At 63.4% G+C, this 22,438-nt stretch carries 17 protein-coding genes; 8 read left to right on the top strand and 9 right to left on the bottom strand.

All coding sequences use genetic code 11. From position 1 onward, the window contains the following. Nucleotides 1–2: 2 nt before the first annotated feature. The 8 genes from carA to VNN55_01380 form a co-directional block, all read right to left on the bottom strand. Nucleotides 3–1,103 carry a glutamine-hydrolyzing carbamoyl-phosphate synthase small subunit gene (gene carA / locus VNN55_01415; GenBank protein ID HWO56202.1) on the bottom strand — a complete coding sequence of 367 codons (1,101 nt, stop codon included), beginning with the start codon at nt 1,101–1,103 and terminating at the stop codon, nt 3–5. Between the two features lie 123 nt (nt 1,104–1,226). Further along, nucleotides 1,227–2,231, bottom strand: a complete 1,005-nt coding sequence (locus VNN55_01410; protein HWO56201.1) for a PrsW family glutamic-type intramembrane protease — start codon at nt 2,229–2,231, stop codon at nt 1,227–1,229. Further along, on the bottom strand, nt 2,228–5,170 hold the full coding sequence (locus tag VNN55_01405) for a hypothetical protein (protein ID HWO56200.1): 2,943 nt from the start codon (nt 5,168–5,170) through the stop codon (nt 2,228–2,230). Before VNN55_01405 ends, VNN55_01410 begins: the two co-directional genes overlap by 4 nt. Before the next feature lie 83 nt (nt 5,171–5,253). Continuing rightward, complete coding sequence (locus tag VNN55_01400) at nt 5,254–6,315, bottom strand: hypothetical protein (GenBank protein HWO56199.1); 1,062 nt, start codon at nt 6,313–6,315, stop codon at nt 5,254–5,256. An 80-nt stretch (nt 6,316–6,395) separates the two neighbouring features. Continuing rightward, a complete protein-coding gene (locus tag VNN55_01395; GenBank protein HWO56198.1) occupies nt 6,396–7,169 on the bottom strand; it encodes a hypothetical protein in 774 nt (257 codons plus the stop codon). Next, nucleotides 7,166–7,711 carry a sigma-70 family RNA polymerase sigma factor gene (locus VNN55_01390; protein ID HWO56197.1) on the bottom strand — a complete coding sequence of 182 codons (546 nt, stop codon included), beginning with the start codon at nt 7,709–7,711 and terminating at the stop codon, nt 7,166–7,168. Before VNN55_01390 ends, VNN55_01395 begins: the two co-directional genes overlap by 4 nt. A 242-nt stretch (nt 7,712–7,953) precedes the next feature. After that, nucleotides 7,954–8,235 carry an STAS domain-containing protein gene (locus VNN55_01385; protein HWO56196.1) on the bottom strand — a complete coding sequence of 94 codons (282 nt, stop codon included), beginning with the start codon at nt 8,233–8,235 and terminating at the stop codon, nt 7,954–7,956. 2 nt (nt 8,236–8,237) lie between these two features. After that, nucleotides 8,238–8,642, bottom strand: coding sequence for an ATP-binding protein (locus tag VNN55_01380; protein HWO56195.1), 405 nt, complete (start codon nt 8,640–8,642; stop codon nt 8,238–8,240). 302 nt (nt 8,643–8,944) lie between these two features. Here VNN55_01380 and VNN55_01375 point away from each other — a divergent pair, with 302 nt between their 5' ends. The 4 genes from VNN55_01375 to VNN55_01360 all read left to right on the top strand — a co-directional run bounded on the left by VNN55_01375 (nt 8,945) and on the right by VNN55_01360 (nt 16,788). Beyond that, nucleotides 8,945–9,880, top strand: coding sequence for a substrate-binding domain-containing protein (locus VNN55_01375; GenBank protein HWO56194.1), 936 nt, complete (start codon nt 8,945–8,947; stop codon nt 9,878–9,880). A gap of 96 nt (nt 9,881–9,976) precedes the next feature. Then, nucleotides 9,977–11,404, top strand: coding sequence for a sugar ABC transporter ATP-binding protein (locus VNN55_01370; protein HWO56193.1), 1,428 nt, complete (start codon nt 9,977–9,979; stop codon nt 11,402–11,404). 7 nt (nt 11,405–11,411) lie between these two features. Further along, nucleotides 11,412–12,800 carry an ABC transporter permease gene (locus tag VNN55_01365; GenBank protein ID HWO56192.1) on the top strand — a complete coding sequence of 463 codons (1,389 nt, stop codon included), beginning with the start codon at nt 11,412–11,414 and terminating at the stop codon, nt 12,798–12,800. A 28-nt stretch (nt 12,801–12,828) separates the two neighbouring features. Continuing rightward, nucleotides 12,829–16,788, top strand: a complete 3,960-nt coding sequence (locus VNN55_01360; GenBank protein HWO56191.1) for a glycoside hydrolase family 38 C-terminal domain-containing protein — start codon at nt 12,829–12,831, stop codon at nt 16,786–16,788. Between the two features lie 541 nt (nt 16,789–17,329). On the opposite strand, the gene typA is transcribed toward VNN55_01360, so the two are convergent. After that, nucleotides 17,330–19,219, bottom strand: coding sequence for a translational GTPase TypA (gene typA / locus VNN55_01355; GenBank protein ID HWO56190.1), 1,890 nt, complete (start codon nt 19,217–19,219; stop codon nt 17,330–17,332). A 1,003-nt stretch (nt 19,220–20,222) separates the two neighbouring features. On the opposite strand from typA, the gene VNN55_01350 reads away from it, so the two are divergent. The 4 genes from VNN55_01350 to cpaB all read left to right on the top strand — a co-directional run bounded on the left by VNN55_01350 (nt 20,223) and on the right by cpaB (nt 22,414). Continuing rightward, the gene (locus VNN55_01350) at nt 20,223–20,390 is read left to right on the top strand and encodes a Flp family type IVb pilin (protein HWO56189.1); all 168 of its coding nucleotides are present in this window, start codon (nt 20,223–20,225) and stop codon (nt 20,388–20,390) included. A 63-nt stretch (nt 20,391–20,453) separates the two neighbouring features. Continuing rightward, nucleotides 20,454–21,017 (top strand): A24 family peptidase, encoded by a 564-nt coding sequence (locus VNN55_01345; protein HWO56188.1) that lies wholly within the window; start codon nt 20,454–20,456, stop codon nt 21,015–21,017. Between the two features lie 52 nt (nt 21,018–21,069). Continuing rightward, entirely contained in the window at nt 21,070–21,489 is a 420-nt protein-coding gene (locus VNN55_01340; protein HWO56187.1) for a TadE/TadG family type IV pilus assembly protein, read from the top strand. Between the two features lie 19 nt (nt 21,490–21,508). Then, nucleotides 21,509–22,414 (top strand): Flp pilus assembly protein CpaB, encoded by a 906-nt coding sequence (cpaB, locus tag VNN55_01335; protein HWO56186.1) that lies wholly within the window; start codon nt 21,509–21,511, stop codon nt 22,412–22,414. Nucleotides 22,415–22,438: the final 24 nt, after the last annotated feature.

The following is a 22,438-nucleotide window of genomic DNA, read 5'->3' as shown; positions in this document are numbered from 1 at the left end:
GGCTATCCGCGCTCCAGCAACCGGACAAAGCGGTCGAAGAGATAACCGGCGTCGTGGGGGCCGGGCGCGGCCTCGGGATGGTACTGCACACAGAAGGCCTTGCGATCCGGCAATTCGAATCCTTCAATGGAACCGTCGTTGAGATTGATGTGGGTGATTTCACCGCCGGCGTCGATGAGCGAGTGTTCCTCGACCGCGAAGCCGTGGTTCTGCGAGGTGATTTCGATACGGTCGGTGGTGGTGTCCTTGACCGGATGATTGGCGCCATGGTGGCCGAAGGGGAGTTTGTAGGTCCGCGCCCCGATCGCCAGCGCCATCAGCTGATGGCCCAGGCAGATGCCCATGACCGGGCGGGTGCCCAAAACCGCGCGCACATTGGCGACCGCGTCGCCGCAGGCGGCCGGATCGCCGGGGCCATTGGAGATAAAGTAGCCGTCGGGATTGCCGGCGGCCAGGGTCGCCGCGGGCGTGTTGTCGGGATAGACCGTGACCGTGATCCCGCGCCGCGCCATCTCACGGAAGATGTTCTGCTTGGCGCCGCAATCGTAGGCCGCCACGCGGAAACGCTCGGGCCCGAGGGCGGGAATGGTGTAGGGCGCATCACAACTGACCGCCCCCACCAGTGACTTGCCTTCCATGGTGCCCCACTGCGCCAACTGCGGGAGCAGGTCCTCGATGGCGGCCTCGGCCGGGGCGATCGCGCCGACCATCGCGCCGCGGTCGCGGATGTGCCGCGTAAGCGCGCGGGTGTCGATCCCGGTCAGCCCGGCGATGTTGTGCCGTTCGAGGTAGTCGGAGAGCGTCATGGTCGCGCGGCGATTGGAGGCAATCTCCGAGAGTTCGCGCACGATCAGCCCCGAGGCCCAGATGCGGCGGTCGTGGCTTTCGATGTCGTCGTCGTTGATCCCATAGACGCCGATGTGCGGTTGGGTCATGCAGACCAACTGGCCGCAGTACGAGGGATCGGTGAGGATTTCCTGGTAGCCGGTGATGGCGGTGTTGAACACCACTTCGCCGATCACCGTCCGTCGGGCGCCGAATCCATGGCCGCGAAAGTGGCGGCCATCCGCAAGGACGAGGATCGACTCAGGGCGTGTGCGCATCGTCGCGATAAACCGGCAGGACCGCCGACTTCATTCTTTCCGAGCCGGGAGAATACACGAGTTTCCTCCGCTTTACCAGCGAAAAGGTGGCGCGCCGGGAGAATGTGGAAAACCCGCCTGGTTCTACTTGATCGTGGTTAACTGCCAGAGGTCGCGGGTGGAGGTGTGCAGGAAGGGACGCATGGCCAGCATCCCGGTCTTGCCGATGCTGCGTTCGAGGAAGGCCATCTCTTCGAATTTCTCCCGCAGTTCGGGATCGGGGGGCACATCGATGCCCGCCTGACGCATCATCACCACGCCCTTGGCGCGCAGGGCCAGCTCGGTGCGGATGCGCAACAGGCAGAACATATCCACGACCACCGCGGGTGGAAAATGCGCCTGCAGGGTGTGCAGGTACTGTCCGATGCGCGTCTGCGAAAACTCGCCGGTGGACAACTGACCCATCAGATCCTGATCGGCGTCAAAGCCCACGCCCAACCACTCCTCGGTGGCCTTCTCGCTGCGCTGAAAGACAAGCACGACCAAAAGCGGCAAAAGGACCATGAGCAGCACGGTGGACAGGGTGGGGGAGAGGATGAAGTGATTAAACAGCGAGTGCGTGGCGATCGCCAACAGCAGGCCGGGGAGGAACGCCCACCCGACAAGACGGCCGCGGCGATCAATCAGGGTCTTGGTGATGACCGCCAGCATCGCCATGGTGGCGGCGTGCATGGCGGCGGTGCCGAAACCGCGGATGATCCACACCACCACATTGGCGCTCTTGAGGCTGAACAGATAGAAGACATTCTCCACCAGCGAGAACCCCGCGCCGACCGCGAACCCATAGATGGCGGCGTCAACCATGAAGCCGACACGGTTGCCGCGGAACAGCACGACGAGGGGGATTGTCTTGACGCTCTCCTCGACGATTGGCGCCAGGTAGCGTGAGTAGACCGCAGCGCCGCCGGGGAGAGTCTGCACCAGGAGGGCGTTGACCGGGGCGCACAGCGCCGCCGCCGCCGCGCCGGCTACGATCGTCGCCGCCACCAGTTGCTTGGCGACCAGTTTGTAACTGTCCAGCAGGATCAGCAGCGCCAGGAAGATCAGCACCGGCAACAGACTGACACCCGTCTTGAGCAGTTCGATCATAGGACCTTCAGCGAGACCATCGTCTCATCTGATCCGCGCCGGTCCTTGCGGTAAGCGCGGGCGTAGCCGACAGAGAAGGTCAGTTTCAACTGCGACAGCAGTTGGAATTGCAGGTCCAGCTGCGCGCCGATGTTGCCGACCTCGACGCGCGCGTCGGAGACGTCAAGATTGGTGACCAGCGCCGAGGAGAAAATCGAGGCCCGCGCCCAGGCGCAGTAAAGCGCCGGGAATCCGAGGCGACGGAATCGCAGAGGCGGCAGGTTCCAATCGGCCATGACGCGCACGAAGTTGGTGCCCCCGACCTCGTTGAGCGCCAGACCGGGGAAGCTGTACCACTCGCGGTAGCGCTTCACCTTACCGTGGTCGACCCAGTTGTTGCCGAAGCCGCCGAAATAGAAATTGGCAAACGGATCGTCCTTCTTGTCCGGGGCCATGCCGGCGGCCGTGCGCACCCAGAGCGACGAATGCGGAATCAAGATCGGCAATCCACCGTCAAGACGACCGACCGCCGCGGGGTAGAAATCGTCGTTCACATAGGCCCCGCTGGGAGAGAGCGTCCACTGGATCCCTTTTTCCTGCTCGACCGCCCCCAGCGACGTGGTCATGTTCTCATAGTGCAGATCGATCCAGGCGGTGTAGAGTTCGTCGAAGGCCGCGGCGACGTTTTGATAATCGGGCAGGCGTTCCAGATCCCAGTACCCGGCGGCGCCGACGGTCAGGTCCATCACCCGCGGCTCGTCGTAGAGCAGCGAGTGTGAGTGCTCCAGCATGCCGGAGTAGCCGCGGCGGCTGGTCTTGGTCGGGCCGAACAGGTCGTAGAAGTCGGCCTTGTTGTAAGTGAAGCGGGCGTCCCAGGCGCCATACGAGTAGTGCGCGCCGACATGCCAGCGTTCGTCGCGCGGCAGGTTTTCTTCCGGCGAATACGACACCGTCAGATCGGCCTGATGCAGTCCAAGATGGTCGGCGAAATTGAGCCGCAGACCGCCGGCGGTCGTGGTCTTGAATCCCTCGACCACCGGATAGAGCGACATCAGATTCCAACTGGTGGCGATGCGATAGTCCCCGCGTTTAATCACCACTGAGTCCACGTCGATCCGCCCCGGCGACCCCGCCAGCCACTCCGTCACGACGGGATGCCGCTCCACAATCTGTTGCCCGAAGTAGTCGATCGCGTTCACGTCCTGCAAGGGACGCAACGGGACCATCGCGGGCACAAACCCGGCGGCGGTGTAGCGGAACACAATGGCGGAATCGGCGCCGACCGGCAGCGGGCGGAAGAATCCCGTCTCGGCGTTGGACATGGCATCCATCGAGTCGACTTTCAGATCGTAACGGAAGACGTTCGACACGCCGGTGAAGTACGAGGATCCGTAGAGATAGCGGCCATCCTCCGAAAAGATGAAACTCTGCGGGATGGTGTTGTGGAAGTCGTACAGCTCGACGTGCGACGTGTCGCCGGCCAGCAGGGAATCGGTGCGCATCAGGATCAGCGTCTGCCGCCCTGAGACATAGGCCAGCGACGCGGCGAGCAGCCGTCCATCGGGCGAGATATCCAGGTCATAGATGTCCCGCCCGTAAGGCCAGGCGTAGACCGTCTTCCATTCGCGGTAGGGAAACGGGATGCGCACCACCGTCGACATGCCGTTGAAATGACGCACCCCCCACAGCGAGCTGTCGACGCGGTTGAAGGCCAGGTCGCCGATGCGGGCGTCCTTCATCAGGGTTTGGCGTTCGCGGGTCTGCGTGTTGACGGCGCACAGGTCGCGCCAGCCGTAGTTGTCCGCGGTGTAGAAGAGCGTGTGCGACCGGGGGTCGTAAGCGGTCGAGCTGGCGTAGTAGAGCGAGGCGCCCTTGACATCGCAGAGCCGTTCGCTTTTTCCGTCGTCGATGTTGATCGCGGCGATGTGGGCGATGCGTCCCGGGTAGTTGACCGCCGCGTACAAGGTCCGCGAGGCGGGATCGAGAAAGGCGCGCGACATCGAGCCCAGCGCCATGTCGGAGAGATCGCGGTGGGGCGTCACCGGGTATTCGCGCACCCGCGCCAGATTGGCCGCCTGGAAATCCCGTTCATAGGCGATCCAGTCGCGCCAGGCATCGTCGAGCGACTGGCCGAAGACCCGGCGGAATTGCGCCATGAAGTAGGCCCGGCTGCCCGCGGCGCGATTGACCCACTCCATCACCTTCTCCGGACCGTGCTGCAACGCCAGGTAGCTCATGAAGCGGGTGCCGTAGAGGTACGAATTGACGCCGACGTGGAAATCCTTCCGCGTGGCCTCCGACTCAAGGCCAACGGGGTCGTAGAAGCGCGCGCCGTCATGGACCATGGTCCGGAAGACCATTTCATCGTAGGAACCCAACGCGCGGCCATACCCGCCCGCCATCCATGTTTCGAGGAAGACCGCGATGCCTTCCTGGTACCAGCGCGGCGCCGAGCGCCGCGGTGAGGTGAGATAGTCGTACAGGATGGTGACCGGCTGCTCGGCGATCGGCTCCGGCTTGCCGAAGAAGACGGCGCGGAAGAAGCGGTCCCAGGCGCCGGGACGGTCCATCGTGTAGAGGTGCGCCACCTCGTGATTCATGATGGTGTTGATGCGCTCGTTGGCGGGCATCGTCTCGTAGGCGTAGTTGAACGGCGCGATGGCGGCGATGATCATGTTGCGCGGGATGTTCTTGGCCCCGCCGTTGGCCTGATCGCCGAGATCGTGCAGGAAGACATTGGTCTTCCCGTCCAGTTCGTGGCCCCAGAGGTTCACGTGGAAGTTGTAGGAATTCTCGAAGCAACGGACCGCGTGTGGGGCGAGAAACGAGTGGAGGCCATCGACGTACACCAGCCGCAGGTGGGCGGTCTCCATGTAGCGCAGACCGGCCCGCACGGGCGTGGCGGCGGCCCCGATCATCAGGAGCGCCGCCAGCGGAAAGAGGACACGGTGAGTCTTCATCGGACGGTAAGGAACAACGAAAGGCGGGACGCGGTCAATGTCGACCGCGTCCCGCCGTGGTTTCCGGGTCGTCCCTAATCCGATTACTCAGAGCGCATGACCAGCTCCATGAACTTCGGGTTGCTGGCCAGATCGGCGAACTTGGGATTGGTGGCCAGGTCGATGAATTCCGGCTTCTTCATCAGGTCGGCGAACTTCGGGTTGGTGGCCAGGTCGATGAAGACCGGCTTCTTGGCCAACTCGAGGTAGCTGGGCGACTTCATCAGTTCGGCGTAGCCGGGCTTGGTGATCAGCTCGGCGTACTGCGGCTGACGGGCCAGCTCGGCGAGCGTCGGGTTCTTCGCCAGTTCCATGATGCCCGGACGCGAAGCCAGCTCCATCAGCGACGGCTGCTTGGCCAGCTCGACGAAGGCCGGAACTTTGGCCAGTTCGATCAGAAGCGGGGTCTTGGCCAGTTCGATCAGCGCCGGCTGCTTGGAAAGCTCGGCATACTGCGGCTGTTTCATCAGTTCGGCGAACTGCGGGTTGGACGACAACTCGACGACGTTCGGGACACGCGCCAGCTCGGCGAACTTCGGGTCGCGGATCAACTCAGCCATCTGCGGATTCTTGGCCAGCTCCACCCACTGGGGCTTGGCGGAGAGTTCGGCGTAGGTCGGCACCTTCGCCAGCTCCATCAGGATCGGGCTCTTGGCCAGCTCCAACATCTGCGGGTTCTTGGCCAGGTCGACGTAAATCGGCGACTTCATCAGTTCGGCGTACTGCGGGCTCTTCGCCAGTTCGGCAAAGTGCGGATCGCGCGACAGTTCGGCAAAGACCGGCGACTTGGCCAGCTCCGCGAAGGTCGGGCTCGTCATCAGCTCAATCACGCCCGGCGTGGAGGCCAGCGTCTGGAACTCGGCGCTCTGCAACAGGGCGATCACCTCGTCGTCCTGCAGAAGCGCCTGCACGCCCGCGTCCTCGATCTTCACGTCCGCGTCGGTGATTTGCTCGGTCCGGTAGCGCTCCGCCACCCCGATCGTGCCCGACACATCTTCCTTGGCCGGCGGATACACGCCGGAGATAAGCACGATCGCCACCACCGCCACGACGGCGACGCCGCCGATGATGATGAACTTCGTGCCGTTCGACTTGTTCTGTGCCATTTCGTTTTCCTCGCTTTCTGTCGCTCTCAATCCCATTCGAAGTGTAATAATGACAATTCCGGTTGGAAAAGGTTGGTGGCTCAATCGCCCTGCCGAGGGAGGCGGATTTCGCGCTGGTAGATCTGCCCGGTGGATTCGATGCGGCAGACCAGCGGCCGGTCGGTGTCGGCAATCTGGTCCAGCACAAAGAGATAGCGATTCTGTCCCAAGTGGGTGGCAGTGATCCGTCCGGGGGCGGCGGTGATGTTGCCCGCCTGCGGCTGCTGTTGCTCGTAGGCGCGGGCGACCAAGGCGCTTTCGTCAAACTCCAGCACCACGGCGACTTCCAACGACGATTCCAACGCGATCTGGACATAGGTCAGTCCATTGCCCGCGTCCACGGCCAGCCGGCCGGTCGCCTGGCCGGTGGTGAAGGCGTCGGCGTCGATCCGCGACAGCGTCGATGGCTGCTGCCGCAGGATCGTGCCGGACAGGTCCCGCGGGTTCAACGGGTCGACGCTCGCGTTGTGGGTCAGCGTCGCCACCCCGATGCCGAGGATCAGCCCGGCCGCCAGACCATAGGCCAGTTGCGGCGTCCACAGATGGCCGATCCAGCCGGCGATCGTCCGCGAATCGGCCGTGCGCCGGCGATACCGCGCCGGATCGATCTGCGCCAGGATGCGCGACTTCAACGCGGCCGGCGGCTCCACCGATGGCACCGCCGATGCCAGATCCTTCAATCCGAGAATCTGTTCGTACAGCCGGCGCGCCTCGGGTGAGTCCTGCAGACGGCGGTCGAGTTCGGTCCGCTCGCGCTCGGACAGCGCGTTGTCGGCCGCCCGGTGAATCAGATGCAGGAGACGTTCTTCGATCACGGCGTCACCACTCCCATCCGTCCCAGGATCGTTGCCAGATTCTGACGCGCCGTGTAAAGCCGCGACTTGACCGTCTTCTCCGGCACGGCGAGAATCTCGCTCATCTCCTGGTAGCTCATATCGTTGAAGTAGCGCAACACAATCACCAACCGGTAGTCGAAGGACAACTCGCGCAGGGCCGTCTCGATGCGAAGATTGCGGACATTGGTCTCGTGCAGTTCATCCGGCGTCGGGTCCGACGATTCCGGTTCCATGTCCAATCCCTGCTGTTGTCTCCTCTGTTTGAGCGCGTTGATGGTTTCGTTCACCAGAATCCGATAAATCCAGCTGAAGAACTTGTGCTCGGGTCGATAACTGTCCAACTTCTCGTAGGCCTTGACAAAGGCGCTCTGCGTCAGGTCGGCGGCTTCTTCGCTGTCACCCGTCATCCGCAGGGCCGTGTTGAACAGCGCCCGTTGGTGACGATCGATCAATTCCCCGAACGCCTCCGTTTCGCCGGCAAGGCACTTTCTCACCAGTGCCTGGTCATCGAACGTCGACATAATGACAGCCATCCGATCGCAAGGTTGGTCAAAAGCGATTGTTTTTATCCGGTCTCAGCAACTCGAATCATCGGTCGAGCATTAACCTCTTGTCATTTAAAGCATTAGACGCTCAGCCAACGCGGGGCCTCATGGCGGATCGGCGGAGCCAAGTGAAACTCAGGATAGCAGGAAATCAGGGTTGGGGCAAGGGAGATTGGAGCCGCGCCGCGGACCAGATGACGCCTCCGGCAAAGCCAACCTTACATCTTGATGATCTTGTCCAGGCCCGCATAGCGGAAGACCTGACGGATGTGGTCGTTGACATTGATCATGGTCAGGGTGTGCCCCTGTTCGTGCAATCGTTTGTAGGCGCCGAGAACCACGCCGATGCCAGCGCTGGAGATGTAGTCCAGGCCCCGGCAGTCCAGCACGCTGTTGCCCTCCAGACTGTCGAAGACCGGGTCGGCCTGCGACACCTGGGAGGCGTCGAATCGACCGGTAAGCACGATGGTGGATTTGTCGGCCAGTTCAACCTTGAGCATGGTCAGGTCTCCAGACGTTTGATCAATGTGATGCGCGCGGTGCGGTCGACATACTCGTAACGGACATCATCCATCATCTGCCGCACCAGATGAATTCCCAAGCCGCCGGGTGTGCGTTCGTGCGGGGGGCGCTCGGTGTCCACCGGCGGACGCTGCGTTGGGTCGAAGGAGTGCACGTCGCGGTCGGCCAGCGTCACACGGAAGACGCCGTCGGCCACGTCGGCATCGATCGTCACATCGTTGTGCGTTTCGGTGTTGTATCGCACCATGTTGGTGAAGATCTCTTCGATGGCGAATTGCATCTCGCGGGTGATGTCGGCGGATACGCCGTGCCGGTTGGCCAATTCGCTGACAAATTCGAAGATGGACTCCAGCGATGCAGCTTGCTTGGGGAATTGGCATTCCATACCGGATCGGGCGTCTGCGCGCGCCGTCGTTCGGCGTCGCGACCGCCCCGCATACTACGCCAACGCGGCGGCGGGTTCAATCCCGACTTTTCTTCTCCGCACGGACGCCGCGTTCCGGTCTTGACAGAGCCGCGTCGTTGTGACCACCAGACCCGCGGCGCGCTCCAGCGGGGCCCGCCAGCGCGCTTTTCCCACGCGTCCGCTGAACCGCCGCTTGAAACACCCCGGCAGGTGAGTTAGTTTCCCTGGCCTGAATACTTCGTCTGCGCGGGCAGACGGACGCCCCATCACGGAGGAACAGAATGCGCGCATTGGTCTCCGGTCTGCTGACGGCCGTTGTGGCGGTCGTCCTGGTGCTCGGCTGCGGGAAAAGCGGTCCCGAACCGTCGTCGCAAGCGAAGAAGGACTTCACCATCGGCGTCTCGCTTCTGACCCGCACTCATCCGTTCTATCAGGAACTCGAAGCGGGCTTGACCGACGCGGCCGCGGCGGCGGGTTACACGCTGATTGTCACCGCCGGCGAGTTCGATGTCGCGCGCCAGAAGGATCAATTGGGCGAGTTCATCGTGCGCAAGGTCGACGCCATCATCGTGGCGCCGTGCGACTCCAAATCGATCGGCACCGCGGTCAAGGCCGCCAACGACGCCGGCATTCCGGTCTTCACCGCCGACATCGCCTGCCTCGCCGAGGGTGTGCGGATCGTCTCACATGTGGCCTCCGACAACGTCGCCGGCGGCGCGTTGGCCGCTCAGGCGCTGGCGCAGGCGCTCGGCGGCCATGGGAACGTGGCGATCATCGACCATCCCGAAGTCGAGTCGGTCATCCAGCGCGTGCGCGGTTTCGAGGAGGAACTGGCCAAACATCCCGGCATGCGCATCGTCGCCAAGCTCTCCGGTCGCGGCATGAAAGACCAGGCGATGAAAACCACCGAGGATATCCTGCAGGCGCATCCCGATCTGAATGGGATCTTTGGCATCAATGACGATTCGGCCCTGGGCGCGTTGGCGGCCATCGAAAAGGCGGGCAAACTCGGCAGTGTGCGTGTGGTCGGCTTCGATGCCGTCCCCGAGGCGCGCGCGGCGATCCAGGCCGGCAAGATCGTTGCCGATGTGATCCAGCGGCCGCGCGTGATCGGGCAGAAGACCATCGAGGCGGTCCGGGCCTACTTCTCCGGCGCCGCCGTCGCGCCGCAGGTTCTGGTGCCCTGCGATCTGTTCACCGCCGCCAGCGCGTCGTAGCGCCGGCCACGCGAGGCATATACGGGCTCATCCTCCATCGCTGACAGCGGCGCGCCGCTCCTGTGCGCCACCGGCATCCACAAGGCCTTCCCCGGCGTGGTCGCGCTGCGGGGCGCCGGGTTTGAATTGCGCGCGGGGGAAATCCACGCCCTCCTCGGCGCCAACGGCGCCGGCAAGAGCACGTTGGTCAAGATCATCACCGGTGTGCAGAGCGCCGACGCCGGGGAGATTCGGCTGGAGGGCCGCCCGATTCAATTCCGGCGCCCCGGCGACGCCATCGCCGCCGGCATCGCCACCATCTATCAGGAATTCTCACTGGTTCCCGCGCTCACGGTGCGCGAGAACCTGTTGCTGGGACGGGAATCCCCGCGCCGCGGCTTCATCGATGCCGCCGCTGAACGCGCGCTGGCCCGTTCGGTGCTCGACCGGCTGGGCGTCGAACTGCCATTGGAGACCCCGGTGCGCGATCTGAGCATCGGGCATCAGCAGCTGGTGGAGATCGGGCGCGCGTTGATCCGCGAGGCCCGCATTCTCATCCTCGATGAGCCGACGGCATCGCTCTCGCCACATGAGGCGGGCCGTCTGGCCGGCATCCTGCGCGAGCTGGCCGCGCGCGGCATCGGCATCATCTTCATCAGTCACCGGCTCGAGGAAATCCTCGCATTCTCCGATCGGGTCACCGTCATGCGCGACGGCCAGACCGTGCCGTCGCGCGACACCGCCGCGCTGGATCGCGACACGTTGATTGAGATGATGGTCGGGCTGTCGCTGGCCGAGGAGTTCCCGCCGCGTGACTCGCATCCGGGAGAGATTGCGCTGGAGGTGCGCCGCCTGACCGGCGCGCGCGTCTCCGACATCTCGTTTGCGGTCCGTCGCGGCGAAGTGCTGGGGCTGGGCGGCCTGGTCGGCGCCGGACGCAGCGAATTGGCGCGGCTGGTCTTCGGCGCCGATCCGATGACAGCCGGCGAGATCATCATCGACGGCCGACCGGCGCGGATACGAAACCCCCGCGATGCCATCGCCGCCGGTCTTTGCCTGCTGACCGAGGACCGCAAGTCGCAGGGACTGGTTCTGTCTCTCTCGGCGCTCGGCAACTTCGCGCTGGGCAACATGGCCGCGTGGTCACGCGCGGGGTGGATCGACCGCGGGCGCGAAGGCGCGCGGTTTTCCGCGCGGGCGGGCGAGTTGAAGCTGCGTCTCAGTTCGCCGGCGCAACCGGCAAGGGACCTTTCGGGCGGCAATCAACAGAAGCTCCTGGTGGCGCGCTGGCTGGAAACCAACGCCCGCGTCCTGATCTTCGATGAGCCGACACGCGGCATCGATGTCGGCGCCAAGCACGAGATGTACCTTCTGATTCGCCGGCTGGCGGCGCAGGGGAAGGCGATTGTCGTCATCTCCTCGGAATTCCCCGAATTGCTCGGATTGTGCGACCGTATTCTGGTCATGCGCCGCGGTCAGATCGCCGGCGAAATCGTCAACACCGAAACGGCTTCCGCCGAAACCATCATGGCGCTGGCCGTCTGATTCGATGATGAACGCTCGCCCTCCACATCTCTGGCGTGGCCGTCTGGTCGGGCTGTTAAGCGATTATGGGATGCTCGGAGTGCTCGTCATTCTGGGCATCTTTTTCTCCATCCTCACCGTGGCCGATCAGTACCCGACCGGCGCCGACGGCGCCGCGGCGGTGGCCGAGTCGCTTGCGGCGCGGGATGTCTCCGCACAAGACGTGCTGATCGTGGGACGCGCCACCCATGAGGACAGTCTGTTCGTCGCGCATTTGCGGTCGTTGCTGGAATCACGCGGACTGAGAGTGGCCGGTGCCCTTCTGGGTGATCCATTCGCGATCCGTGAGCGACTGGGGCAGGGCGCGTCGGCGGCAGTGGTCGCCGCGCCGGCGGCCCTGCGGTCGATTCTGGAAGGACTGCGTCAGGGCGCGCCCGAGCCGGCGGCACTGACGCTGGTAACGCCGGCGCCGTCGCGGTGGCCCACGTTTCTTCTGGCCGACAATCTGCGCAATGTCGCCAATCAGATTGCGGTGATCGCGATCATTGCGATCGGCATGACCATGGTCATCATCGCCGGCGGAATAGACCTGTCGGCGGGCAGTCTGATCGCGCTGTCGGCGGTGTTAACTGCCTGGTTCATCGAAGCCCTGGGCGGGAACGCCGCCTCCACCGGCGGTATGATCTTCGCCTCGCTGGGCGCGATCGTCGTCTGCGGGCTGGCGGGCGCGTTCAGCGCCTGGATGATCACCGGTTTTCGTATTCCGCCCTTTATCGCCACGCTGGCGATGATGCAGGTCGGCGCCGGAGTCGCTTACATCATCTCGCAGGGGCTGCCCCTCTACCAGATTCCCGATGGCTTCATCTGGCTGGGACGCGGCACCGAGCCGCTGCTGCGCATTCCGAACGCGGTTTTGTTGATGATTGCGCTCTATGCGATCGCGCACCTGGTGATGACGCGCACCGTTTTCGGTCGTTACATCTACGCCGTCGGCGGCAATCCGGAAGCGGCGCGTTTGGCGGGCGTGCGCGTCCACCGCGTCCAGTATGCGGTCTACACCCTCTGCGGCGCGCTGGCAGGGCTGGGCGGCGTGATCATGGCGTCGCAGTTGAAAAGCGGGGCGCCGACCTACGGCGCGGGCTATGAGCTGAATGTTATCGCCGCGGTCGTGGTCGGCGGCGCCAGTCTCAGCGGCGGCGAGGGACGAGTCCTCGGTACGTTGATCGGCGCGCTGGTCATCGGCGTCATCCAGAACGGCATGAATCTGACCAACGTCGAGAGCTACACGCAAAAGGTGGTTTTGGGACTGGTCATTCTGGCGGCGGTCCTGATCGATCAACTGAAGCACCGCGGCATGGCGCGCGGCTGGCGCTTTCTGCGCCGTCCGACGGTTGCGTCCGAGCGCGACAAATCCTGATGCACGGCATACCCTGGAGGGGATCAAGATGAATCGATGGATCATGACATTGGCGGCGATCGCGCTGGTCGCGGCGGTGGCGGCGCGCGCGCAGACGCCGGGCACGACCCAACCGGCCGACAAGCCGATGCTCTATGTGGTCGGAACCTCGCATCTGGACACGCAATGGCGCTGGGACATCCGCACGACGATCAACGAGTATGTGCCGGCCACCTTCGCCGACAACTACAGGTTGCTGGACCTCTACCCCGGTTATGTCTTCAGCTTCGAAGGGTCCTTCCGCTACCAGCTGCTGCGGGAATACCGCCCCGACCTCTACGCTCGTCTGGGGCCGTACATCCGGTCCGGCCAGTGGCGCGTGACCGGCAGTTGGGTGGATGCGGTCGATGTCAATCTGCCGTCGTTCGAATCCCTGGTGCGCCACACGCTCTATGGCAACGGATTCTACAAGCGGGAGTTTGGCGTCCAAAGCCACGACGTCTATCTGCCCGACTGCTTCGGCTTTGGTTTCGCGCTGCCGTCGATCGCGGCGCACTGCGGCCTGAAGAGTTTTTCGACGCAAAAACTCACCTGGGGCTCCTGGATCGGGACGCCGTTTGATATCGGTGTCTGGGAAGGGGTCGACGGCTCATCGCTGGTGGCGGCGGTCAATCCGGGCGAGTATGTCAGCAGGATCGAAGGCGACCTGACGCGCGACACGCTTTGGCTTGCGCGCGCCGAGGCGCAGCGCAAATCCTCCGGGCTGGCGGCGGCGCTGCGGTATTTCGGCACCGGCGACACCGGCGGCGCGCCCGACTCCAATTCCGTGGCGCAGCTGGCCCGCTCGCTGGATTCCGATGGCCCACTGGCGGTGAAGAGCATCGCACCCGGCGACATCGTGGATGTCGTCGCGCAGGCCGACCGCACCAGATTGCCGCGCTACAATGGCGAGTTGGTGATGACCCGTCACGGGGTCGGCTGCTACACCTCGCAGGCGGCGATGAAACGCTGGAACCGCCGCAATGAACAGCTCGCCGACGCCGCCGAACGGGCGCTGGTGATCGGCTCGCTGTTTGGCGGCATCCAATACCCGCGCTCGGCGCTGGAAGCGACCTGGACGCGCTTCCTCTGGCACCAGTTCCATGATGACCTGACCGGCACCAGCATCCCTGAGGCGTACCAATTCTCCTGGAACGATGAGATCCTCACGCAGAACCGATTCGCCGGCATGCTTGAGCATGCGATCGAGGCCATCAGTCCCGTGCTCGACACCCGCGCCAAGGGTGCGCCGGTTGTCGTGTACAACCCTGTCGGTTTTGCGCGCGAGGATTTGGTCGAAGCGGCGGTGCATTTCCCGGCCGGCGCGCCGTCGGCGGTCCGAATCTATGGCCCCCAGGGGGCCGAAGTCCCGGCGCAGGTGCTGGGGCGAAGCGGTGACACGGTGCATGTTCTTTTCCCGGCACGTGTCCCGTCGGTTGGCCTGGCCGTCTACGATGTCCGTCCCGCCGCAGCCCCTCTGCCGGCAACCGGCGCATCCGCCACACCCACGACACTGGAGAATCGCCGCTACCGAGTGACATTGAACGCTGTCGGCGATGTCGCCTCAATCTTTGACAAGCGCCACGAGCGCGAGTTGCTCGCCGCCCCGATCGAGTGGCAACTGCTCTTCGACAAGCCAAACGCCTGGCCGAGCTGGGAAATCGACTACGATGAAATCCAGGCCCCGCCGCGCGCGGTCGTTGGCGGCGAACCGCAGGTGCAAGTGATGGAGAACGGGCCGGTGCGCGCCAGCGTCCGCATCACCCGCCGTCAGGGCCCGTCGGAATTCCGCACCACCATCTCGCTGGCCGAAGGCGACGCGGGCGACATGGTCCGGTTCGACGCCGATATTGATTGGGCCGAGAAGGAGACCCTGCTGAAGGCGGCCTTCCAGCTGGCCCATCCCAATGAGCATGTCACCTACGATATCGGTCTGGGCACGATTCAGCGGGGGCTGAATCATCCGAAACTCTACGAAGTCCCCGGTCAGCAGTGGGCCGACATGACCTCGACCACCGGCGACTACGGTGTCGCGATTCTCAACGACTCCCGCTATGGCTGGGATCACCCGGATTCGCACACCGTGCGCCTGTCATTGATTCACACACCCGGTGTCTATGACTCCTGGTCCTGGGTGGGCGATCAGCGATCGCAGGATATCGGCACTCATCACGTGGCGTTTGCGGTCATCGGGCATCGTGGCGACTGGCGAGAGGGCGCGGTGGTGGCGCACGCGGCCGCTTTCAATCAGCCATTGATCGCCTTCCAGACCGAAAATCACGCCGGGGCGCGCTCACCCTTCGCGTTGATCCAAGTCGAAACCTACTCTTCCGATGGCCGCATTGTGTCCGGCCCCGGCACGGTGCATCTCAACTGCGTCAAGGCGGCGGAACGAAGCGATGAGATCGTGATTCGTCTGCGCGAGACCGCCGGCTTGGCCGCGCCCGATGTGCGGGTGCGTTGCGCCTTCCCGATTGTCGCCGCCCGGGAAGTCAACGGCGCCGAGGAACCGCTCGGAGAGGCGGTTGTCCGCGAGGGGGTCCTGACGACATCGCTGGGCGCCTATCAGCCGCGCGCCTTCGCCATTCGGGTTGCCGCGCCCAAGTCCCTGACGGTCGCGCCCCCGCGTTGCCACCCGATTGAATTGCCGTTTGACCTCGATGGGATTTCGCTTGATACGGACCGTCGGGATGGCGACTTCGACAACGGACGCTCTCTTGCTGGCGAACTTTTGCCAGACACGGTGCTGGATCACGACATTCCTTTTGTCACCGGACCGAAATCCGCCGGGGCGCTCAATGTCGTCGTCTGCCGTGGTCAGGAATTAAACCTGCCGGCCGGTGATTACAACCGTTTGCATCTGCTCCTGACCAGTGTCGGCGGGCCCGCGGAAGCGAGATTCCGGATCGATGGACGCGACACCAGTTTCTGGGTGCAGGATTATGCCGACTACATCGGCCAGTGGGACAGCCGTCTGGTGGCCGGACGACTGGTGGAGGAGCCGGGGCTGATCGCGCCGGCTTACATCCTGCGCCAGCCGGTCGGCTGGTACGGGACTCACCGTCACAGCGCGCACGGTGAAAACGAGGCGTATCAGTTCACCTACCTGTATCACGCGCGGTTGCCGCTGTCACCGGGCGCCCGGCGCATCACCCTGCCGGACGATCCGCGTTTGCGCCTCTTTGCGATGACCGCCGCCGACGCCGCCTACGATGACATTCGCCCGGCGGCTCCGCTCTATGATGTGGCCAACGCGACCATTGCGCGCATCGCGGCGCCGCGCACGGCCTTTGTCGACAGTCTCGTCGTCTCGCTGTCCAGTCCGTCGCCCGATGTCGAACTCCGCTACACGCTCGATGGCAGCGACCCGTCCGAATCTTCTCCGCTGTACGCCGGGCCCATCACCCTGACGGCCACCACCACGGTCAAGGCGCGGGCGTTCTCGGACCAAGCCGACAACGCGCATGTGGCGCAAGCCACCTATGCGCTTCTGGGTTTCGAGGAGCCGGTGACGGTGACCAAGACCGCGCCGGGCCTGGCCTGCGACTATTTTGAAGGTACTTGGGACAGTCTCCCCGACTTTGCAATCCTGAAGCCCGCGCGGCAAACGGTTCTCGATTCGGTTACCCTGCCGCCGTTTGCGCGGGAAGAGGAATTCGGCCTCACCGCGCGCGGCTACATCACTGTCCCGATCGATGGACTGTATGACTTTTTCCTCAGCTCCGATGACGGCAGCGATCTTGCCCTGGCCGACACCGTGCTCATCGACAACGATGGTCTGCATGGCATGGGCGAAGTCGGCGGCGCCATCGGTCTGCGCGCCGGGACCTATCCGTTGCTGGTGCGCATGTTCCAGAAGAAGGGGGGACGTGGTCTGGTACTGCTGGTCGAGGGCCCGGGGATGCACCGCCAGGAAGTGCCCGCCGCCTGGTTCAGTCATTCGCCTGACGGCAAGCACAAGCGGAAGTAGTTCATCCCGACTTTGCAGTTGAAGCGAACGCCGTCCGGAACAACCTCCGGGAGGCTTTCTGCGTTGAGGTTATGATTTGCCGGGTCCGACCTTCCGATCCGCCGCGCTGTGTGTTGTCACAGTCGTTCTGTCAGAGGGATTCTGGATGCTTCCCGCCCCTCTCGATTCGCTGGCGGCGTTGATCTCGCGACGCTGTGCTCGCGGATGAGCGAGTTGAAGTACGATTCGCTCCGCTGGGTCCAACGGCCGCGGAGCGGATCCCGGACCTCGTTTTTGTCCATGGTGAAGTCATCCTCGCTCGGACGGATCATCCCCGTGGTGAACGAACGCCGTAGGTTTTCCCCTCGGCCATCCGGTACTCGCCGTAGTCGTTCCCGCCCATGGCGGAGTCAGTGTTCGCGATCCGCATCAGTTGGGTGATGGTGAGACGGAATCGGTCGGGCAGATCAATGGCACGGGCCGGCGCGTTCCCTGCCGCTTCACGCCGCGGAAGGCGGCGTGAACACGGCCGCGGGCAAATCGATGGAGATTGACCGAACGGTCAGGTGGTCTGCAACGAGGCCTGACGGCGCTTTTCGGTGCGCTTGCGCTCCTCGGCGTCGAGAATCACCTTGCGCATGCGGATCGACTTCGGCGTGACTTCAACCAACTCATCCTCGGCGATCCACTCCAGCGCCTGGTCCAGGGTCAGCAGTCGCGGCGCATTGAGCACCACGCTCTGGTCCTTGCTGGCGGCACGGTGGTTGGTCAGCGCCTTGCTTTTGGTGGGATTGCAGGGGAGATCGTCGGGACGCGAGTTTTCGCCGACAATCTGCCCCTGGTAGACCAACTGCATCGGCTCGACAAACAGCACGGCCCGCTCCTGGAGTTTCTCCATCTGGTAGGCGGTGACCGCGCCGGTCTCCATGCTCACCAGCGACCCGCGGAAACGCGAAGCGATCTCGCCCTTCCAGGGGCCGTAACCGGAAAACCGCGATGCCATGATGCCCAGGCCGCGCGTGTCAGTGAGGAAATCGGTCCGGTAGCCGATCAGGCCGCGGGTGGGAATGGCAAACTCCAGACGCGCCAGCCCGGCGCCGTTGTTCTCCATGTGCACGATCTCGCCTTTGCGGCGTGCCACCTTCTCCATCACCACACCCTGGTATTCTTCCGGCACATCGATGATGAGCTGCTCCATCGGTTCCAGCACCGCGCCATTGTCGCCGATGTGGGTGATGACCTCCGGACGCGAGACACACAGTTCCAATCCCTCGCGCCGCATCTCTTCGATGAGGATGGCCAGATGCAGTTCGCCGCGGCCCGACACCTTGACCCCGTCGGCGCGGCCGATGTCCTCGTAGCGCAGCGCCACATTGGTGCGGCACTCGCGCTGCAACCGCTCCTTTAGCTGCCGCAGCATGATCGCCTTGCCCTCCTTGCCGGAGAAGGGGCCGCTGTTGACCAGGAAGAACATCGAGACGGTCGGTTCTTCGATGTCCAGCGGCTTGAGCGCAGTCGCCTCATCCCCGGCGGCGGCAAAGGTGTCGCCGATGCCGATTTCCTCCGGGCCGGCGATCCAGACAATGTCCCCTGCCGACACCGAATCAACCTCGACCCGCTCCAGCCCGCGGGTCACCCACATGTGCACACCCCTCTCGCTGGCACGCGCGATCTCTTCCCAGCCGGCCTCCGGGTCTCCCGGTTTGCGCCAGCGAGTCACGACCCGGGTGAATTCGCCGCCGCGGTCCAATCGTCCCTGCAGCACACGTCCGCAGCCGATCTGACCGATATAGTCGCTCCAGGCCAGCGTGCTGATCTGCATCAGGAAGGGAGCCGCGGAATCGACTTTCGGCGCCGGGACATGCTCGATGATAGTCTCGAAGAGGGCGTCGATGCCCTGATGGTGCGCATCGTGCGCCAGATCGCGCACCAGCCATCCGGCGAGACCGGAGCCATAAAGCACCGGGAAGTGCGCCTGCTCGTCGGTGGCGCCCAGTTCGATGAATAAATCAAACGTCTTGTTGAGGGCCTCCAGCGGACGGGCGTTGGGACGATCGACCTTGTTGATGATGACGATCGGGCGCAGCCCCAGACGCAACGCGCGCATCAGCACATAGCGTGTCTGCGGCATCGGCCCCTCGTTGGCGTCGACCAGAAGCAACACGGAATCGACCATCGAGAGCACCCGCTCAACCTCGCCGGAAAAATCAGCGTGGCCGGGCGTGTCGATGATGTTGATCAGGTAATCGCGCCAGTTGACCGTGCAGTGCTTGGCGCGGATGGTGATGCCGCGCTCACGCTCCAGCTCGTAGCTGTCCATCAGCCGGTTGGCGACCTGCTCGTTGTCGCGGAATAGGTGCGCCGCCTGGAAGATCGCGTCGATCAGCGTGGTCTTGCCGTGATCGATGTGGGCGATGATCGCCAGGTTGCGGATGTGAGTGGCGCTGGTCATCGGTTGCGTCCTGCCCCTTTGTCGTTACACGTTCTCCTTCGCACTTCTCCCGGACAGAGATAGAGGCCGGGAGCGCCTTGCCTCTGGGTCTTGATCGGGATTAAGCCAGCCGGAATCGGCCCAGGATCAAAACGCCACAATATATGTGTCGGTTGCCAGAGGAACAATGTGATTTCCGGCACGAGTTCACACGTGCCAGTCCGACAAACAGGACAAAATAGGTCAGATTGACCCAATGGCATTTTTTCTCAAGTGCGTGGCTTACGTCTAAGACATTTTGCAATAATTGCTTACGAGATCGCCGCTACCATGGCCCCTTCCGGCTCTTGACGTTTTGCCACTTGAAGCATATCTTTAACCATCACGAAGGTGGTCAGGAGGCGGCTTCTCAGTGGGCCCTGTGAAACTGTCTCTCGATCACCTGCTCAACGCCTCGTATCGGGGCACGCTGTTTGCGAAGTACCCATAAGTCTTATGACGCGTCGCGCGGACCATCAACCAACCCCGGTTAGCCAACCCGCAGTCTCGGTGGGCCGCGTCTCGTTCTGTTGCTTGGACTTGTGCGTCCGGCGGTAAGTCGGTCCGCACGGGGAGAGCGCGCACCGGGGAAATCCCGGCGCCACCGGGCAACCGACGACTGTGTAACTGTGTGCAATAGAATTGTCAAAACCGGACTTGGAACGAGACATTTGGACAGATCCAAGCGCCAGGACTCTCACGTTCGAAGCAGAAGCAGGAGAGAGAGATTGAAGAGATTGTTCATTGACGAGGAAGAACGAGACATGATCGAGCGGGGAGTTTCAAGCAGCTCTTCTATCGGTGTTGACGTCGTCGCCTTGACCACAATCTGCCCGATCGCTCTCCAGCACTACAGTCCGTTCAAGAGGGGCTTGTGGGAAATCCAATTGGTGTAAGAGCGAAACTCACCGCCGCTGAGTTGGGCGGCTTGCTGTGAAACCGGGGGTCGGAACTCGTTGACCGAATCAACGGGAGGAGAAACGCAATGCTCAAGAAACTCATCCGTGACGAACACGGACAGGACATGATCGAATGGGGTATGCTGGCGGCGTTCATATCGGTCGTTGCGATTATCGCCGTAGATGCCATTGGCGGAATCGTCAAGGGCTGGTATGATACGATCCAGACTGACATTACCAACCCGACCCCGTAACAAAGAAGTGGATTGCGACGCAGGAATGCCAAGGCACCTGACCTAGACGAAGGAGTTGATGGCTTGGTTGAAAGTGTTGCGCCCGATTCGCTGTTGGCCTCGCTGCCTGTGGGTATTGCTGCGATCGTGGTGGCCCTCTGTCTGGTCACCGATCTCCTCTGGAGACGGATTCCGAATGTGGTAACTCTTCCAGCCGCCGGCGTGGGCCTGATTCTGGCCCTGATGGCCGGTGGCTGGAAGGGGTTGTCGTTCTCAGCAGGTGGTTTCGTCGTAGGCTTCACGCTGATGATCTTGCCGTACTATGTGGGCGGTATGGGTGCCGGCGATGTGAAGCTGATGGCAGCGCTTGGAGCACTTCTCGGTATCGCTGCCATCATCCAGGTGTTCCTTTACACGGCTCTCATCGGCGGAGTGCTGGCGGTAGTCAGCGCTCTTTGGAAGGGAACCTTGATCCGGGCGCTCCGCAACATTGTCGATTGGACGACATCCTTAGTGTTGCAGGGGCTGGCAGGGGTGCGAGGCGGGCTCAAAGATACCCAGCTGGCCCAGACCGCCGGGGTCATCCCCTACGGCGTTGCAATTGCGCTGGGCCTCTATGCTTATCTCGCTTTTGGGCGGATTATTTGAGTTCTTACGTCCGGGGTCGTCGGACAGTCCCCGGAGAGGCAAGGTGGCTTTCATGCAGAGCGCCATCCTCGAGCGGCGGACGCGCAGGCATCAAGGACGATTCGAGTGCGGGCAGGCCGTGGTCGAATTCGCCTTTATCCTGCCGTTGCTTCTCATCCTCGTCTTCGGCATCACCGAACTGGGCCGCATGTTGATGCGGACGAATGTGCTCACGCAGGCCGCGCGCGAAGGCGCGCGGGCGGCCGCCGTGGGCGTCGATTCGGCCTCGGTGGTGAGTCGTGTCGAAGCGATCCTCTCCTCCGCCGGCGTCGATGCCACCGATAACCCGGTGGTCGACATCGCCCCGGCCGATGCCAATGGCATGATTAACGTGACCGTCACCTGTGAGTTCGATGTGGTTCCCGGGCGACTCCTGCCGTTTTCCGGCACGCTGACTTTGCGGGGCGCGTCAGCGATGCGCAAAGAGAATTGACGCGCCTCAGGGGGCTTTCATGCGCACGCGCTCGTTTATCGCTATCGGCTTTGTTGCTTTGCTCTGCGCGGCGGTGGCCACCGCACTGGTCGTCATGTACCTGCAAAAGACCGCGCAGGAGGCCAAGGCCGGGCCGGTGCTGACGCCGGTGGTTGTGGCAACCTCCGACCTGTCGTTCGGCCAGACGCTCACCGCCTCCAATCTGCGGATCGCGATGTTTCCGCAGGAGAGCGTGCCCAAGGGCGCAATCTCCGAGATTGACAGCTTGATCGGGCAGAGCACCAAGGTCTTCCTGGCGGAGAACGAGCCGGTGCTGGCGACCAAACTCTCTTCGATCGGAGGCGGGCTTTCGCTGAAGATCGAGCCGCCATTGCGCGGCATGTCGATCAAGGTCGACCGGGTCTCGGGCGTGAGCGGCTTCATCCTGCCGGGCGACCGCGTCGACGTCATCGCCGTGGTCGACGAGCGCGGTGCGCGCCGCGACGCGACGGCCAAGACCATTTTGCAAAACATCGAAGTCCTCGCCGCCGGGGAGAAGACCGAGAAGCAGGGGAACGAGCCGATCACGATGCAATCGGTCACCCTGCTGGTCGACATCGAGAGCGCCGAGAAACTGACGCTGGCCCAAAGCCAGGGCAAGGTGCATCTGTCGTTGCGCAATCCCAACGACACCGAGATCGCCAAGGAGTCGGAGGGCGTGACCGCCGGGGATCTGATCCACGGCAAGAAGGAAGAGAAGCCGCAACCGGCGCCGTCGCGCGCTGTGGCCAAGACACCGCCCGCCAAGACCGAGCCGGCGAAACCCATTGTGAGACCCGACACAGTCACTATATTCCGTGGCACGGAAGCCAAGACGGTCAAGCCGGCGATGCAGCCGACGCCGGCGCCGCAGGACACGTCATCCACCAAGCCAACAGGAGAATGACACAACACCCATGACAACCGACCG

The organism is bacterium, from assembly GCA_035559435.1.
Lineage (GTDB): Bacteria > Zixibacteria > MSB-5A5 > WJJR01 > WJJR01 > JACQFV01.
Note: the sequence above shows the minus strand (reverse complement) of the source record. Positions and strands in the feature narration are given on the sequence as shown.

What these genes read in the sequence shown, in the direction of transcription:
- typA (HWO56190.1), bottom strand. Translation starts at nt 19,219, where the DNA reads ATGACCAGCGCCACTCACATCCGCAACCTGGCGATCATCGCCCACATC.
- VNN55_01340 (HWO56187.1), top strand. Translation starts at nt 21,070, where the DNA reads ATGCAGAGCGCCATCCTCGAGCGGCGGACGCGCAGGCATCAAGGACGA.
- VNN55_01375 (HWO56194.1), top strand. Translation starts at nt 8,945, where the DNA reads ATGCGCGCATTGGTCTCCGGTCTGCTGACGGCCGTTGTGGCGGTCGTC.
- VNN55_01390 (HWO56197.1), bottom strand. Translation starts at nt 7,711, where the DNA reads ATGTCGACGTTCGATGACCAGGCACTGGTGAGAAAGTGCCTTGCCGGC.
- VNN55_01405 (HWO56200.1), bottom strand. Translation starts at nt 5,170, where the DNA reads ATGAAGACTCACCGTGTCCTCTTTCCGCTGGCGGCGCTCCTGATGATC.
- VNN55_01360 (HWO56191.1), top strand. Translation starts at nt 12,829, where the DNA reads ATGAATCGATGGATCATGACATTGGCGGCGATCGCGCTGGTCGCGGCG.
- VNN55_01385 (HWO56196.1), bottom strand. Translation starts at nt 8,235, where the DNA reads ATGCTCAAGGTTGAACTGGCCGACAAATCCACCATCGTGCTTACCGGT.
- VNN55_01365 (HWO56192.1), top strand. Translation starts at nt 11,412, where the DNA reads ATGAACGCTCGCCCTCCACATCTCTGGCGTGGCCGTCTGGTCGGGCTG.
- VNN55_01350 (HWO56189.1), top strand. Translation starts at nt 20,223, where the DNA reads ATGCTCAAGAAACTCATCCGTGACGAACACGGACAGGACATGATCGAA.
- VNN55_01410 (HWO56201.1), bottom strand. Translation starts at nt 2,231, where the DNA reads ATGATCGAACTGCTCAAGACGGGTGTCAGTCTGTTGCCGGTGCTGATC.
- carA (HWO56202.1), bottom strand. Translation starts at nt 1,103, where the DNA reads ATGCGCACACGCCCTGAGTCGATCCTCGTCCTTGCGGATGGCCGCCAC.
- VNN55_01380 (HWO56195.1), bottom strand. Translation starts at nt 8,642, where the DNA reads ATGGAATGCCAATTCCCCAAGCAAGCTGCATCGCTGGAGTCCATCTTC.
- VNN55_01400 (HWO56199.1), bottom strand. Translation starts at nt 6,315, where the DNA reads ATGGCACAGAACAAGTCGAACGGCACGAAGTTCATCATCATCGGCGGC.
- cpaB (HWO56186.1), top strand. Translation starts at nt 21,509, where the DNA reads ATGCGCACGCGCTCGTTTATCGCTATCGGCTTTGTTGCTTTGCTCTGC.